This is a genomic window from Nostoc sp. CALU 546, from assembly GCF_048836525.1.
This window is the reverse complement of sequence record NZ_JAWJTF010000086.1, coordinates 1-18,330: the sequence shown is the minus strand read 5'-3', so window position 1 is coordinate 18,330 and position 18,330 is coordinate 1. Positions and strand designations below refer to the sequence as shown.

Sequence of the window (18,330 nt, the reverse complement as noted above, 5' to 3'; positions counted from 1 at the left end):
AAACCTGGAAGTTTCACAGATTTAGCAGTATGGTGAGCATCTTAGCCAGTATTCCCGGATATCGCATTAGTGAAGAACTCTACAATGGTTCAAGAACTTTAGTTTATCGAGGGTATCGAGAAACGGACTTATTACCTGTAGTCATTAAACTGCTAAAAAATCCTTATCCCAGTTTCTCTGAACTCTTGTCATTTCGCAATCAATACACCATTGCCAAAAATCTTAACTCACCTCTAATCGTTCAAACCTATAGCCTAGAACCTTACCAAAATGGCTATGCGCTGGTGATGGAAGACTTTGGGGGGATTTCTCTGGTGGAATGGAGAATGAGGGGAAGTGTAGAATCTCTGATAGAGTTTTTGGAGATAGCGATCGCACTTTGCAACACTTTAGATATACTCTACCGCCATCGGATTATTCATAAAGATATCAAACCCGCCAATATTTTAATTAATCCTGAAACCAAACAAGTCAAATTAATTGACTTTAGTATTGCATCTTTATTGCCACGAGAAACCCAAACACTGATAAATCCAAATGTACTGGAAGGAACACTCGCTTATATTTCCCCAGAACAAACAGGAAGGATGAATCGCGGGATTGACTACCGCACTGATTTTTATTCTTTGGGCGTAACTTTTTACGAATTACTGACGGGAGTTTTACCATTTCAGTCAGAGGATGCGATGGAGTTGCTACACTGTCATATTGCGAAATCAGCAACCTTAGTACATGAAATTAATTCAGCAATTCCATCTGTACTCTCTGCAATTGTTAGTAAGTTAATGGCGAAAAATGCCGAAGACCGTTATCAGAGTGCATTAGGGCTGAAATATGACTTAGAAAACTGCTTGGTTCAATTAAAGGAAACAAGCAAAATAGAAGACTTCCCCATTGCTCAACGGGATGTGTGCGATCGCTTCATCATCCCCGACAAACTTTATGGACGGAAAAATGAAGTTCAGTCTTTACTGAAAGCCTTCGATCGTGTTGCTAGTGGTAGTTCTGAACTGATACTGGTGGCTGGTTTTTCTGGTATTGGCAAAACAGCAGTCGTGAATGAAGTCCACAAACCCATCACCCGACAGCACGGCTATTTCATCAAAGGCAAATATGATCAGTTCAATCGCAACATTCCGTTTTCTGCCTTTGTCCAAGCTTTCCGCAGCTTGATGGGACAACTCTTGAGCGCATCTGATGTAGAACTAGCTCGTTGGAAAAAGCAAATTCTGGCTGCTGTTGGTGAAAATGGACAAGTTCTGATTGAAGTCATTCCCGAACTAGAACACATTATTGGTTCCCAACCCCCGGTAGTTGAGCTAGTTGGTAGTGCTTCTCAGAATCGGTTTAATCTGCTGTTTGGCAAATTTATTCAGGTATTTACCAAGAAAGAACATCCTTTAGTGATTTTCCTCGATGATTTACAGTGGGCTGATTCTGCTTCTTTGAACTTGTTGAAATTGTTGATGAGCGAGTCGGAAGCAGGCTATTTATTAGTACTTGGAACTTATCGGGATAATGAAGTTTTTCCGGCTCATCCATTGATGTTAACCCTGAATGAGATGAGACAACGAGGTGTCAATCTTAATACTTTAATCTTGGCTCCTTTGAAGGAATCAGATATTACTTGTTTAGTTGCCGATACATTGCTGTGTTCCAATGATATCGCTGCATCACTTTCGCAGTTGGTCTACCAAAAAACTCAGGGAAACGCATTTTTTACAATCCAGTTTTTATCCGCACTGTATGAGGAAGAATGTATTATTTTCAATCGTTTATCCGGTTATTGGCAGTGCAACTTAAGCCAGGTGACACAATTAGCATTGACAGATGATGTAGTTGCATTTACTACCCAACGATTGCGGAGGCTACCAGTAGCAACACAAGAAGTATTAAAGTTAGCGGCTTGCATTGGTAATCGATTTGATTTAGAAACATTAGCAATAGTCTGCGAAGCTGGTCAAGATAGTGTAGCAGTAGACTTGTGGCGATCGCTTCAAGAGGGGTTAGTTATCCCAGAAAACTCAACCTACAAGTTTTTCCAAGGGAATGAACATGATATTGAAGATATAGAAGCGATGAATAACCTCAATGTGAGTTATCTCTTTATCCACGATCGCGTTCAGCAAGCGGCTTACTCTCTTATTCCTGACGGTTTAAAACAAGCAACTCACTTCAAAATTGGCAACCTTCTGCTGGCTAATGTTTCACCGGAAGAACAAGGGAGCAAAATTTTTGCGATCGTTAATCACTTAAATCAGGGTTTTGAACTGCATCAAAGCCAGGAAGAACGTTTAGAACTTTTGCGGCTAAACTGTATTGCAGGGATAAGGGCTAAAGAGTCTACTGCCTATGGAGTTGCCGTAAACTATTTTACGGTAGCTCAACGCTTGTTACCTCCAAATAGTTGGCAGCAAGACTACGAAAAGTCCCTAGAAGTTTATTTCTATCTCGCAGAAGTTAAGTATTTGTCTGGAGATTTTCAATCTTCTCTAGCCATTATTGAAACAATCTCTAACTTTGCCAAACGACAACTTGAAAGAGCCGAAGCCTTTAACCTGGCAATTTTGATGTTCACATTACAAGGTCATTATCTGCAAGCACTTCAGTATGGACAAAAGGCATTATCTTGCTTGAATTTTGATTTATCAGAAATAGATTTACCAGAGAAACTTGAATCATCCCAAAATGAGATTCAACTAAAATTAGCCAATCGCCAGCCAGAGGAGCTAGTCAATGAACCAGAAGCTACCGATCTAGAGAAGCGCTTGATTATCAAAATCCTCAATAATTTAATCGTACCAGTTTATGTTCTACAAAAGGGAGAGCTATACTTTCTCGTTGCGTTATCAATGGTTTCAGTATCTCTCAATTTTGGCGTAATAGCTGAATCAGGAAACGGATTTTCAGCCTATGGGATGTACTTGGGATATTATCAGCGTGACTATCAATTGGGCTATGAATTTGGAGTCTTGGCAGAGAATTTAGCCAAACGATTTAAGCAAGCAGATAATCTCTGCAAAGCTTGCTATATGCTAGGCAACAATCTCCTTTCTTGGGTGCGTCCTCTGCGTAGCTCCGGTTCGATTTTTGATGAAGGATTAATCGCTGGACTCCAGTCTGGGGAGATGGTTTTCTCAGGTAATCTTTTGATGTACAAGTTGCTCAATTCATTTTATGCAGGAGACAGTGTATTAGAAGTTCAGCAAAATCTTCCTGAATATTTAGAATTTTGTGCTAAGAAACTTAACTATCAACTGGCTGTGGATGTGATAGCGGGATTAAATATTTGGTTGCCTGAACTTACAGCTTTTCCTGCGGAGAATCTCCCAACTGAGCAGCAGCATCTTGAGTCCTGTAGAGTCAACAATAGCGACTATGCAATTTGCCATTATTTACTCCTGAAAACTAAAGTCCTATGCTTTTACGGGCGCTATGAAGAGGCTATAGAAGCAGCACAGGGGGCTGAAGAACTTGTTGGGACTATTATTGGAAAATACCAAGTTGCAGCCATCAATTTCTATCAATCTATTGCGATAGCAGAATACTGTCGAACTCATGCTCTAGGCTTAGACAATAGTTACATTCAAAAAGTTAAGTCAAACCAAGCTCAACTTAGTCTCTGGGCAATTAGTTGCCCAGAAAACTTTGCTCATAAATACGATTTAGTTAATGCTACTTTAAGTATTTTATCAGGACAGAAAGCAGAAGCAATTGAACTGTTCGATCGCGCCATAACTCTAGCCAAAGCCAACGAATATATCCAAGAAGAAGCCTTAGCAAACGAACTTGCTGCTAAATTTTACCTCGATTGGGGTAAAGAGAAAGTTGCCGCCAGCTATATGCAAGAAGCCTATTACTGTTATTCCCGTTGGGAAGCTAAAGCTAAAACTGATGACTTAGAAACTCGTTATCCAGACTTGCTTTGTCCGATTTTGCAACAGTCCGATTTCTCGGTGACAATGTTAGGCACGCTAGCAACGATCGCTACTCCCAACTATTCACTTCATTCCAACACCCGCAAAACTTCTAGCGGTTCCAGGATCAATACAACCCTTGATTTTGCTGCCATTATCAAAGCCTCTCAAGCACTTTCGAGGACGATTCAATTAGACGATCTGCTCCACCAACTTACCCAAATTCAGTAGACCTAAAAGTTCTGCGATCGCTAAAAAATAGTAGTGTATGATACCGTTTTCTTAGGGAATATAAAAAAGCTGACTGCTCTGGATAATAAATAAGTAAAACTTATTAAATATCTCGGTAATCAACCAAAATCACCCAGATGGTAAACAAACTTCGCTCTTTACTCCATAGTTGCGGTCTACTACTTGACGTAAAAACTCAAGCATCTGTTTGAGGGTAAATAAATGAGAAAAAACTTGTCGTCTGCTTCTTTTTAAACGGCTAAGATAATGCCATACGAGGTAAATCCAAATATTAATAATTAAAAATGATAAAGCTACAAATAGAAGCCTAATGGTAGGATTTTTAATAGTAGTTTTAATGCGACATTGATTTTTCATCCGATAGCTACTTTCAATTCCGAAACGAAGACGGTAGTCATCATGTATTGAATGTAATGACAGCTTAACTTTATAAACAGCGTAAATAAAAAACTCCCGCCCATGCGCTCGTCTTTTACCATTTTTATATGTACAAACTATCCACACATTAAAAGTAACTGAGCCATATTTATCACTGTTTAAAGTATAACAAGTCTTATAACTACGCCGCCCTCTAATTAATTGTCTAGTTCCGCCATGTTTGCCCCGAATAATCACTGGCATTTCAAAAGGAATATCAAGAGCTTGCAACCATCTGATGACTGGCACACAGAAGAATTCTCGGTCTAAATACAATCTTTCGATTTGAAGATTTAAAGGCTCAATCAGTGCTAAAAGATAAGTGATAATTGCTACTTTTGTATTTTGTTGTTGAACAGCTTTAATAGCTAAGGTGACTCGCTTATTCTTTTTAATTACATAGACAGTAGCATAAGCATAAAAAGAGCAAGTGCCATTTTTAGCTTGACTTCTGTAAATATATGGCGCTTCTAATAGTGTCGGTTCACCATAATAAGGAATTAAGTTAAAGTCAATGGCTATTTTTTGTTTTCCCTGTCGAATCCCATCTGGCAAGCGACTTTGTAGTGCTGTATTTAAGTCTAATTCCAGAGATTTTAGGTCTGAATATTTCTCTAAATGGTAACGTATGTCATTACTTGTAGGAACATTTTTTAAGACTTTGGTAGTATTTTCAATACTATCTTTTTGGGTGGCTGCTCGAATTAAAATTTCAAAGATATTTTGTTGTTCACACTTGCCTTGAGTCTGAATTGGAATATGTTCTGTTAAACAGTTAACTACTTCATTTAAGGTTTTACTATCAGTTAAAACTGGTTGTGTTGCAGTCATAGCCAAACTCAATCATCCTCAGAATCAAAAAATTTTTATCTTTACCCCTATACTTTACAAAAATTGCATACCACAGTACCAGAACTATATTCTGGTGCAAAATCTACCCTTACCTTTTTGGTTAATTGATTAATTTTACTTATGTTATATTTCTCAATTACTTTTCCAAAAAGCGTATCAATAAACACAGTTTATTAGGCAAGAATCAGATACCCAGGTATCGATCACAGAGCGATCGCAGAACTTTTAGGTCTACTGATTTTGTATCTCAAAAATCGCTTAACCAGTGGTGTGTTTACTAGCGAACGCATCATTATTCTCGACTTTCTCTGCACTCAAGTGGCTATTTCTCTAGAAAATGCCCGACTTTATAATCAAGTCCAGCAGACTCTCACCGACTTGCAACAAGCTCAATTACAAATAGTCCAAAGTGAAAAAATGTCTGCACTGGGTAACTTAGTCGCCGGAGTTGCCCACGAAATCAACAATCCTGTCGGCTGTATTATTGGCAATGTTGATGCTGTCCAAAATTCCATTAATGACCTATTTGGGTTGATTGACCTCTACAACGATAAATTTCCCCAACCTGGGACGGAGATTGAAGAAGAATTAGAGACAATCGACCTGGAATATTTACGGGATGATTTACCCAAGTTAATTAGAGCCATGAAGGATGGTGGCGATCGCATCACAAGCATTAGCAAGAGTCTCCGCACCTTCTCCCGTGCTGATACCGATCAAAAGCAGAAATTTAACCTGCATGAAGGCATTGATAGCACCATCTTGATTTTACGCCATCGCCTCAAGGCTTCGGAGACTCGTCCGGCTATTGAAGTTGTCACCAAATACGGTAATTTACCTCAAGTAGAATGTTTTCCTGGGCAATTAAATCAGGTATTTATGAATCTTCTTGCTAATGCTATTGATGCCTTGGATGAATCTAATCAGGGACGCAATTTTACAGAAATTAAAGCGAATCCCAACTACATCAAGATTCAAACATCGGTCGAAAATGAAAAGGTAAAAATTGCCATTGCTGATAATGGTAAAGGGATAAGTGAAGAAATTCAACAAAAGATTTTTGACCATTTATTTACTACCAAAGCTGTTGGAAAAGGTACGGGATTAGGATTAGCGATCGCTCGTCAAATTGTGGAAGAAACCCACGGCGGAAAATTAAGTTTTAACTCTGTTCTAGATGAAGGTACTGAATTTATCATTGAAATTCCAGTATAAGTTTTGTATGTAATGTTAAACACGCTTCAGATATCTGGGAATACTAAACCTGGAAATTTAAGGATTTAGCAGTATGGTTAGCACTCTTGTCAATATTCCCGGATATCGCATCAGCGAAGAACTCTACAATGGTTCGAGAACCGTAGTTTATCGAGGGTATCGGGAGGCTGACTCATTACCTGTAGCCATTAAATTGCTGAAAAATCCATATCCAGATTTCAACGAACTCTTGTCGTTTCGGAATCAATACACCATTGCTAAAAATCTCAACTCTCCTCTGATCGTCCAAACCTACAGCCTCCAACCATACCAAAATGGCTACGCGCTGGTGATGGAAGACTTTGGGGGAATTTCTCTCAAGGATTGGGAAGTTAAGGGAAGGGGGCAATCTCTACAGGAGTTTTTAGAAATTGCGATCGCACTCTGCAATACCTTAGATATACTCTACCGAGAGCGGATTATTCATAAAGATATCAAACCCGCCAATATTTTAATTAATCTCGAAACAAAACAAATTAAATTAATCGACTTTAGTATTGCATCTTTACTACCACGAGAAACGCAAACTTTAATCAATCCCAATGGATTAGAAGGGACACTCGCTTATATTTCCCCGGAACAAACAGGTCGAATGAATCGGGGGATTGACTATCGAAGTGACTTTTATTCTTTGGGAGTAACTTTATACGAATTACTGGGAGGAAAGTTACCTTTTGAATCCAAAGAGCCGATGGAGTTAGTCCATTGTCATATTGCCAAAAATCCCCCGAATTTAAGTGAAATAAAGGAGACAAAAATTCCGCAAGTTTTGTGCGATATCGTGATGAAACTGATGGCGAAGAATGCAGAATCCAGATATCAAAGTGCCTTGGGACTGAAATTGGATTTAGAAAAATGTTTATATCAGCTACAAGTTTCTGGTGAAATTCAAAGCTTTGATATTGGACAACGGGATGTGTGCGATCGCTTCATCATTCCCGACAAACTCTATGGACGAGAAACCGAAGCAGAAACTTTACTGCAAGCATTTGAAAGAGTCAGCCTTGGTGCAACAGAAATGATGCTCGTTGCAGGTTTCTCTGGTATTGGGAAAACCGCCGTTGTCAACGAAGTTCATAAACCAATTGTTCGGCAACGCGGTTATTTTATCAAAGGAAAATTTGACCAATTTCAACGCAATATTCCCTTCTCTGCTTTTGTACAAGCATTTCGGGATTTAATGGGGCAATTGTTAACCGAAAGTGATGTCCAACTAGAGCAATGGAAACATCAAATATTAGAAACTGTTGGAGAGAATGGTCAGGTAATTATTGAAGTCATTCCCGAATTAGAAAAAATTATTGGCGAACAACCACCAGCAGTAGAATTATCAGGAACGGCAGCCCAAAATCGCTTTAATTTATTGTTTCAAAAATTCACCCAAATCTTTACTAGCGCCGAACATCCATTAGTGATGTTTTTAGATGATTTACAATGGGCTGATTCAGCATCATTAAAGTTGATGCAGCTATTAATGGCTGATACAGGTCATCTTTTCATCATTGGTGCTTATCGGGATAATGAAGTCAATCCAGCCCATCCATTAATGTTGACTTTGAGTGAAATCCAAAAAAACCAAGCAACCATTAATACTATTACTTTAACACCCCTGAGTCAATCCCAAATCAATCAATTAGTCGCTGATACCCTAAAAAGTACAGAAAATTTGGCATTACCCCTTTCACAATTAGTCTATCAAAAAACTAAAGGCAACCCATTTTTTGCCACCCAATTTCTCAAAGCCCTACACGAAGAAAATCTCATTCAATTTAACTTGGAGTTAGGCTGTTGGCAATGCGATCTATCCAAAATTAATCAACAAGCCTTGACCGATGATGTTGTAGAATTTATGGCGTTGCAGTTAGAGAAGTTACCCTTAGCAACACAGAATATTCTGAAGTTAGCCGCTTGTATTGGCAATCAGTTCGAGCTAACAACATTAGCAATTGTTTCAGAACACTCAGAAGTAGAAACCGCAGCCAATTTATGGAAAGCATTGCAAGAAGGTTTGATTTTACCGATTGGTGATGTTTATAAGTTTTATCAACAAGAGTCATTAGTCACTTGTACTGAGCGTAGTCGAAGTATTAGTCATCTGTCATTAGTAGATAGTCAAAAACAAATGACCAATGACAATGGACAAATGACAGTTTCTTATAAATTTTTACACGATCGCGTTCAACAAGCAGCCTATTCCCTAATTCCCGATGACCAAAAACAAACGACTCATTACCAAATCGGACAACTGTTGCTGCAACAGATTTCCGCACAAGCTAGAGTTGACCGGATTTTTGAAATCGTCAATCAATTAAATCACGGAACTGTTTTAATTACCCAACCAACTCAACGAGAAGAATTAGCTAGCCTCAATTTAATTGCCTGTCGCAAAGCTAAAACTTCAACCGCCTATCAAGCAGCGCGTGAATATGCCACAGTGGGATTGTCTTTGTTGTCAGAAAATGCTTGGCAGCAGCAGTATGAAATGACCCTCGCCTTATATGAATTAGCTGCGGAAGTAGCAATGCTAAACGGTAATTTTGAGGCGATGGAACAGCTTATTGATGTTGTCATTCAACAGGCACGCTCCTTACCTGAAAAAGTCAATGTTTACTGCATTAGAATTCAATCTCATATTTCCCAAAGTAAACTGACATCAGCGATCGCGATCGCCCAACCAATCTTACAACAGCTTGGTGTCACCTTTCCTGAAACACCGACACCATCAGATATTCAACGGGAAATCCAACAGATTGAGGAACTCATTGGAGATCGGGAAATCGCTGATTTGGTTCACTTGCCTGAAATGACAGATGGAGAAAAACTCGCTATTCTTAAGATTGTCAATATCATCAGCCCAGCAGCTTACCTCACTGGCTCAACGTTGTACCCATTGCTGAATACTTTGTCCATTAAACTCTCGATTCAGTACGGTAACACATCGACTTCTGCTTTCGGCTATGCGAACTATGGCAATATTCTCTGCAATTTCTTCCAAGTCGTGGATACAGGAACACAGTTTGGTTCTCTGGCACTCCAGATTATCTCAAAACTCGATGCCAAAGCCAGTAAAACAGAGATTTTGATGCTCTTGGGGTTGTTTATTGTACACCGCAACTCTCACATTCAAGAAACACTACCCCTGTTGCAAGAAGGTTACACCACTGCCATAGAATTTGGGAACTTGGTACTTGCTGGGTACAATGGCCACAGTTTTTGTCTTAATTCTTTTTGGAGCAGTAAACCCCTGGCTACCTTAGAGCAGGATATTAGCGCTTACTGCCATAGTTTGACGCAATTAAATCAATTAACAACCGCAAATTATTGCCGGATTTATTGGCAACCTGTTTTAAATCTGCTAGGTTTTGCAGAACACACCACCCTTTTGTCTGGAAAAGCCCTTGAAGAAATAGAATTTCTCCAGCAGCTACAATTCGCCAAAGATGGATATGGATCGTATATTTTCCATTTGTATAAACTAATGCTTTGTTTCTTGTTTGGAGAAATTGAGCCAGCGAAAAATCATGCTATTGAAGTCAGACACTATTTTATGGCTGGTGCGGGATTAGTCAGCGAACCAGTATTTTATCTTTATGATTCTCTGCTAACTCTGGCACAATTAAATCCACAGTTAGATGAAACATCAGAAGCATTGCAGGGTGTCATAGAAAATCAAACCAAATTACAGCAATGGGCGGATCATGCACCCATGAATTATCAACATAAAGTTGATTTGGTAGCGGCAGAAAAATGTCGAGTGTTAGGGCAAAAAGCCGAAGCAATTGAGTTTTACGACAAGGCGATAACTCTAGCCAAAGCCAACGAATATACCCAAGAAGAAGCACTTGCTAACGAACTGGCAGCAAAATTCTACCTAGATTGGGGCAAAGAGCGCATAGCCGGGGAATACATGGTTGCAGCCTACTATGCCTATGCTCATTGGGGTGCAAAAGCCAAAGTCGCTGACCTAGAAGCTCGCTATCCGCAACTACTTAGACCTATATTAGAGCAAACCCGTTCTCCTCTCTCCACTCACGAAACTCTGTTCACATTGGGTAGTGTCACCTCCACCAGTTCGGCCATATCCAGTAATAATGTTTCTCTGGCTTTAGATTTAGCTACTATTCTCAAAGCTTCTCATACTATTTCCGCTGAAATCGAACTGGAAAATCTACTTTCATCGTTGCTGACGATCGTCATCGAAAATGCGGGGGCTGATAAATGCGTGTTCATGCTCTTGCGAGACTCGCGCCTGTTAATCAAAGGGTCAATTACCACAGGTTCAAAGCCAGTTGTCTTGCAGCGTATTCCCATTGAAGATAGCCAGGACATTCCCCACAGACTGATTTACAAAGTCAAGCATGACAAGCAAACTGCTGTAATAGTTGATGCAAGTGCCGATCGCACCTTAGCCAATGACCCCTATATCATCCGTCAGCAGCCCAAAAGTATCTTGTGTAGCCCGATTTTGCATCAAGGGAAGTTGATGGGGATTTTATATCTAGAAAATAATCTAGCAACGGGGGCGTTTACAAGCGATCGCGTCGAACTTCTCAACTTACTTTGCGCCCAAGCCGCGATTTCTTTGGAAAATGCTCGACTTTATGAGCGATCGCTAGAAGCTGCTCAACAGCTAGAAGCAGCTTTACAAGAACTCCAGGGCGCTCAATTACAAATCGTGCAAAGTGAAAAGATGTCTGCATTGGGTAATTTAGTCGCCGGGGTGGCTCACGAAATGAATAATCCCCTCGGTTTTATTGCTGCTAGTCTAAAACAAGCCAAACCTACCTTTGGCGATTGTATCAAACACTTGAAACTATATCAAGAAAGGTTTCCTGCGCCCGGAGATGAAATTCTTGAACACGCTGAAGAAATCGACTTGGATTATACTGTAGAAGACTTGCCCAAGATGATTGATTCCATGTCTATGGCGTGCGATCGCCTGAAAAATATCAGCACTAGTTTAAGAACTTTCTCTCGTGCCGATAAAGACTACAAAGTGCCATTTAACATTCATGATGGCATTGATAGCACAATTTTAATTTTGAAACATCGTCTCAAGGGCAATGAACAACGTCCCGCTATTGAAGTGATAACTAACTATGGAAAACTGCCTCAAGTTGAATGTTTTCCTGGTCAATTAAATCAGGTATTTATGAATCTTCTGGCAAATGGTATTGATGCATTAGATGAATCTAACATTGGACGCAGTTTTGAAGAGTTTAAAGCCAATCCTAACTGCATTATAATTACAACTTCAGTCGCAAATAATCTAGTTAAAATTGCCATTGCGGATAATGGTAATGGGATGAGTGAACAAGTCAAATCAAAAATATTTGACCATTTATTTACTACGAAAGCTGTTGGTAAAGGTACAGGATTGGGGTTAGCGATCGCGCGTCAAATTGTTGAAGAAACTCACGGCGGAAAATTGAGTTTTAACTCTGTTCTAGGTGAGGGTACAGAATTTATCATTGAAATTCCGGTATGATTTTTGGCGACTTTCATTTGCTCTCAAGCCTTGGCTTTAGATCCCCGACTTCGCGAAGTCGGGGATCTTTTGGTCTTTTTTGGGAATACTAAATCTGGAAGTTTCACAGATTTAGCAACATGGTGAGTATCTTTATCAATATTCCCGGATATCGAATTAGCGAAGAACTCTACAATGGTTCTAGAACTCTGGTTTATCGAGGGTATCGAGAGACTGACTCAATACCAGTAGTAATTAAACTGCTAAAAAATCCTTATCCTAGTTTCAGCGAACTAGTGCAGTTTCGTAATCAGTACACCATTGCCAAAAATCTTAACTCACCTCTAATCATCCAAACTTACAGCCTGGAACCCTACGAAAATGGCTATGCGTTGGTGATGGAAGACTTTGGGGGGATTTCTCTCAAGGATTGGGGAGTAAGGGGAAGGCTAGAATCTTTGATGGAGTTTTTACAGATAGCGATCGCACTGTGCAATACCTTAGATTTACTCTACCGCGATCGGATTATTCATAAAGATATCAAACCCGCCAATATCCTGATTAATCCCAAAACCAAACAAGTTAAATTAATTGACTTTAGTATTGCATCTCTGCTACCACGAGAAACTCAAACTCTGATGAATCCCAATGTGTTGGAAGGAACACTTAGTTATATTTCTCCAGAACAAACAGGAAGAATGAATCGGGGGATTGACTATCGTACTGACTTATATTCTTTAGGTGTAACTTTTTACGAACTACTCGCAGGAGAATTACCGTTTAAATCAAACGATCCGATGGAGTTGGTACATTGTCATTTAGCAAAACTTCCACCTCTTTTAGGAGATAGGGAAGAGATTCCCAAAGTTCTCTGTGATATCGTGATGAAATTGATGGAGAAAAATGCTGAAGACCGTTATCAGAGTGCATTAGGACTAAAATTTGATTTAGAAAATTGTTTATTTCAACTCCAAGAAACTGGTGAAATTAAGCGTTTCCCAATTGCTCAACGGGATGTGTGCGATCGCTTTATTATTCCCGACAAACTTTATGGAAGAGAAAACGAAGTATCAACCCTACTCGAAGCATTTGAAAGAGTTAGTCTTGGTGCAACAGAAATGATGTTGGTAGCTGGTTTTTCTGGTATTGGTAAAACTGTTGTAGTTAACGAAGTTCATAAACCAATCGTCAAACAACGTGGTTATTTTATCAAAGGGAAATATGACCAATTTAAACGAAATATTCCCTTTTCGGCATTTGTCCAAGCCTTCCGGGATTTAATGGGGCAATTATTAACAGAAAGCGATACTCAAATCCAGCAATTTAAAACCAAGATTTTAGCGGCTGTAGGTGATAACGGACAAGTAATTATTGAAGTTATCCCCGAATTGGAAAGAATTATTGGCAAACAACCGCCAGCGCCAGAATTATCAGGAACGGCGGCACAAAATAGATTTAATTTACTATTCCAGAAATTTACCCAAGTCTTTACTAGTGATGCACATCCATTAGTGATGTTTTTAGATGATTTGCAATGGGCTGATTCGGCATCACTGATGTTAATGCAGTTATTAATGGCTGATACAAAATATCTTTTCTTAATTGGTGCTTATCGTGATAACGAAGTCAACCCAGCACATCCGTTAATGTTGACTTTGAATGATATCCAAAAAACAGACGCAACGATTAATACGATTACTTTAGCACCTCTTAGTCAAGGGCAAGTGAATAAATTAGTTGCTGATACACTTAAATGTACAGAAAATTTGGCATTACCTCTTTCTCTACTAGTATCTCAGAAAACTCAGGGTAATCCGTTTTTCGCTATCCAGTTTCTCAAAGCATTACATCAAGATGGCTTAATTGAATTTAATTTTTACTCAGGGTTTTGGCAATGTGATATTACTCAAATAAATCAGCAAGCTGTTACAGATGATGTTGTTAAGTTCATGGTATTTCAATTACAAAGACTGCATCAATCAACTCAACAGGTATTGCAACTAGCGGCTTGCATTGGCAATAAATTTGATTTAGCCACTTTGGCAATTGTTTCGGAAGAATCAGAAATTGAAACGGCTGCTAGTTTATGGAAAGCTTTACAAGAAGGGTTGATTCTAGCAATTAGTGATGTTTATAAGTTTTATCAAGATTCATCATTAATTGATGGTCATTTATTATTAGAAAATAGCAAGCCAAGGACAGTTTCTTATAGATTTTTACATGACAGAGTGCAACAAGCGGCTTATTCTCTAATTCCTGATAACCAAAAACAAGCAACTCATCTCAAAATTGGCCAATTACTTCTAGAAAATTCCTCTCAAATAGAACAAGAGGAAAAACTGTTTGATATTGTTGGGCATTTGAATTTAGGACAAGAATTAATCACTCAATCAAACGAGCGAGAAGCCTTAGCTCAACTTAACTTGCTAGCAGGAAGTAAGGCAAAAAGTTCTACTGCATACACTGCGGCCAGAGTCTATTTACAGACTGGGATTGAGCTACTGACAGTCAACTGCTGGCAAGATCAATATAAATTGACTCTGAGTCTCTACGTTGCCGCCACCGAAGCCGCCTACTTGAATGCTGACTTTGATGGCATGGAACAGATAGCAGCACAAGTGTTGCAATCAGCCCAGACGATTTTAGACAAAGTTAAAATTTACGAAATTCAAATTGCTGCCCAGACAGCCCAGAGCAAAATATTAGAAGCGATCGCAATCGGAAGAGATGCACTCTTTCAATTGGGGGTTGAACTCCCCACTGCACCTGACGAAGCCAAAATTGGTAAAGCACTACAAACCGTAGCCAGTCTTCAAGGTGACAGAGAGATTGAGGAATTAGTCGATCTACCTGTAATGAGCGAGCGCCACACTCAGGCAGCCATGCAACTGTTAGGAATATTATTCTCACCGATTCTACAGGCAATGCCAGGATTACTGCCCATACTGAGCGCAACAATGGTGAGTTTATCAATCCAGTTTGGGAATGCACCAGGATCAACGGTGGGGTATGCGATTCACAGTATGGTGTTGTGTGCCTTTTTGGGAGAAGTGAAAACAGGCTATAGCTTTGGGCGATTAGCAATGAACTTGCTCGATCGATTTAATGTCGGGGAATTTAAGTGTAAAGTTCTACTTCTGTTTGCGGCTTGGGTTCAACATCATCAGGAACCTCTTAGGGCAACGATGCTGACGATGAAAGATGGCTATGCAACTGGTATAGAAACTGGTGATTTTCTCAACGCTGGCTATAACTCCCTCAATTACTTCATTGCCAAACTTTTTGGTGGGGTAGAACTGGACATTTGGGAACCGGAAATAGCAGATTACAGGGCTGTCTTAGTGCAGGTAAAACAACATTCTGCCCAGACTTATTTAGATATGATGCAGCAGACTGTGCAGAACTTGAGGGAAGCCCGTATTCTGTCGGATTGCTTAATTGGCACTGCCTACGATGAAACGGTGATGCTTCCTAAGCACCATCAGGATAAGGATCTCACAGCGATCGCTATTGCTTATACTTACAAACTGATGCTTGCCTACTTTTTTGGTAACTACACGGCTGCCCTAAACTATAGCGCCCAAGCCAAACAGTATTTGATGGCAGTATCAGGGATGATTTTTGTTCCCATTTTTCATTTCTATGCAGCCCTGACGCATTTGGCACTATTTCCCACACAGTCAGAAGTTGAACAAGCCGAAATTCTCGCCCAGGTAAAACTCCATCAAACCACTTTGCACCAATCGGCACAAAATGCTCCCACGAATCATCTGCATAAATGGCATTTAGTTGAAGCTGAAAAACAACGAGTGTTGGGCAATAAAGCAGAAGCACTTGAACATTACGATCGCGCCATCTCCATCGCCCAAAAAAACGAATACGTTAACGAAGAAGCACTTAGCAATGAACTAGCAACCAAATTCTACCTTGATTGGGGTAAAGAAAAACTTGCCCAAGGATATATGCACCAAGCATACTACTGCTACGCTCGTTGGGGCGCAAAAGCCAAAATAGAAAACCTCGAAAAACGCTATCCCCAACTACTCCAATCCATTCTGCGACACCAACGAATCAACCTCAACCCTTTAGAAACTGTTAACTTTCGTGGGATTTCCTCATCTACTCGCACTTCTAGCACTGACAGCAGCAGTATTTCCGATGTTCTGGATTTTACCTCTGTCCTCAAAGCCGCTCAAGCTATTTCCAGTTCTCTGGAATTAGATCAACTAATTACCAGCCTCACCCGCATTATCCTAGAAAACTCCGGCGCGAAAAAAGTTGCGCTCATTCTTCCCCAAAATGATACTTGGCAAGTTAGGGCAATTACCTCGATCAATCATCAGGAAATACAAACCATTTTTGCACCACAATCACTAGATACTTGTCAAGATATTCCTGTAAATATGATCAATTATGTCAAAAATACCAAGCAAACAGTCGTTATAGACAATTGCCAAACAGATATTATTGGCTTAGTTGGGGAATATATGCACCGAACCCAACCCCAGAGTGTATTGTGTACCCCAATTATTAATCAAGGGCGTTTGCTAGGGATTCTTTACTTAGAAAATCAACTGACTCAAGGGGTATTTACTAGCGATCGCCTTTCTGTTGTCAACTTCCTCTGCACTCAAGCGGCAATTTCTTTAGAAAATGCCCAATTATATAATCATCTCCACGAGCGAGAAAAGTTTCTCAGTAGCATTTACGAAGGTATTGGCTGTCTGATTTTTGTGTTTGATATCCGGGATAATGGTAAGTTTGAGTACACAGGATGGAGTAAATCTTGCGAACTTGCAGTTGGTATACCTGCTTCCCAAGTGCTAGGTAAAACTCCGCAAGAATTATATGGTCATCAAGGTACAGGAGTATATCAAAATTATCTGCGTTGTTTACAAACCCAAATACCTCTCACCTATGAAGAATGTCTCACATTTAATGACCAGAAAGCTTGGTGGTTAACTACACTAAGTCCATTAAAAGATGAGACGGGCAAAGTTTATCGCATAGTTGGGACAACTATTAATATTAGCGATCGCAAACAAGCTGAGTCAGTGATCACAGAAAAATCTCAAGCACTCGGAACAGCCTTAGAAGATTTACAACAAGCCCAATTACAAATTGTTCAGAGTGAGAAAATGTCTGCGCTGGGTAATTTGGTTGCTGGGGTAGCTCATGAAATGAATAATCCTTTGGGCTTTATTTCTGCAAGTCTCAAACAGGCTAAACCCACTATTGCTGATGTTGTTAAACACTTGAAACTTTATCAAAAAAGTTTACCTAATGCGGGTGATGAAATTCTTGATCATGCTGAGGAAATCGACTTAGATTATACCTTAGAAGATTTACCCAAAGCAATTGATGCAATGGTGATGGCGTGCGATCGCCTGAAAAACATCAGCACTAGTTTAAGAACCTTCTCCCGTGCAGATAAAGATTACAAAGTGCCATTTAATATCCACGAAGGTATTGACAGTACGATTTTAATTCTCAAACATCGCCTCAAAGCTAACGAACAACGCCCTGCGATTGAAGTAATAACTGAGTATGGCAAGTTACCGCAAGTTGAATGTTTTCCTGGACAATTAAATCAGGTCTTTATGAACATCCTTGCCAATGCCATTGATGCCTTAGATGAGTCGAATTCTGGGCGGAGCTTTTTAGATATTCAAAAAAATCCTCACAAGATTACAATTCAAACCTCATTGAAAGATAACCAGGTTCAAATAACAATTGCTGATAATGCTAAGGGAATGAGTGAAGAAGTTAAGCAAAAGATATTTGACCATTTATTCACCACGAAATCTGTAGGAAAAGGCACGGGGTTGGGGTTGGCGATCGCTCGTCAAATTGTCGTGGAAAAACACGGAGGTTTGATACACTGCAACTCCTGCCTAGGACAAGGCACAGAGTTTGTGATTACAATTCCAGTGCGGCAATGATGAGTGTTGAGTGCTGAGTGCTGAGTAAATTAAGAAGTACTCAGTAGTTATATTGTTGGGTTTGAGTAAGGCCCCTTGTGGGTGGTCTTTCTTTTAACTCAGCACGAGCTAAACGCCCCGCTACCGCTATAGGAATCCGCTTTGATTTCTGAACGAATTTGCGTAGGCAGGCAATAGGCAACAGTCAAGAAGGCTTCTTAGTTGTACTGAGTTTTTTCAGAAATCCAAA

General features: G+C 39.8%; 3 protein-coding genes and 2 pseudogenes. 4 read left to right on the top strand and 1 reads right to left on the bottom strand.

Annotation, left to right across the window (positions count from 1 at the left end; all coding sequences use genetic code 11):
- Window positions 1–29: 29 nt before the first annotated feature.
- Window positions 30–3,948, top strand: a pseudogene (locus RRG12_RS31045) (ATP-binding protein); the annotation flags it as partial.
- 329 nt (window positions 3,949–4,277) lie between these two features.
- Here the strand turns inward: RRG12_RS31045 and RRG12_RS31040 are convergent.
- Complete coding sequence (locus RRG12_RS31040) at window positions 4,278–5,417, bottom strand: ISH3 family transposase (protein ID WP_420761854.1); 1,140 nt, start codon at window positions 5,415–5,417, stop codon at window positions 4,278–4,280.
- A gap of 258 nt (window positions 5,418–5,675) precedes the next feature.
- Between RRG12_RS31040 and RRG12_RS31035 the strand changes: the two are divergent.
- From RRG12_RS31035 to RRG12_RS31025, 3 genes and pseudogenes are all read left to right on the top strand, one after another.
- Window positions 5,676–6,653: pseudogene (locus tag RRG12_RS31035) on the top strand (sensor histidine kinase); the annotation flags it as partial.
- Window positions 6,654–6,726: 73 nt separating this feature from the next.
- Window positions 6,727–12,180, top strand: coding sequence for a trifunctional serine/threonine-protein kinase/ATP-binding protein/sensor histidine kinase (locus RRG12_RS31030; RefSeq protein ID WP_420761853.1), 5,454 nt, complete (start codon window positions 6,727–6,729; stop codon window positions 12,178–12,180).
- Window positions 12,181–12,299: 119 nt separating this feature from the next.
- Window positions 12,300–18,101 carry an AAA family ATPase gene (locus RRG12_RS31025; RefSeq protein WP_420761852.1) on the top strand — a complete coding sequence of 1,934 codons (5,802 nt, stop codon included), beginning with the start codon at window positions 12,300–12,302 and terminating at the stop codon, window positions 18,099–18,101.
- Window positions 18,102–18,330 lie beyond the last annotated feature (229 nt).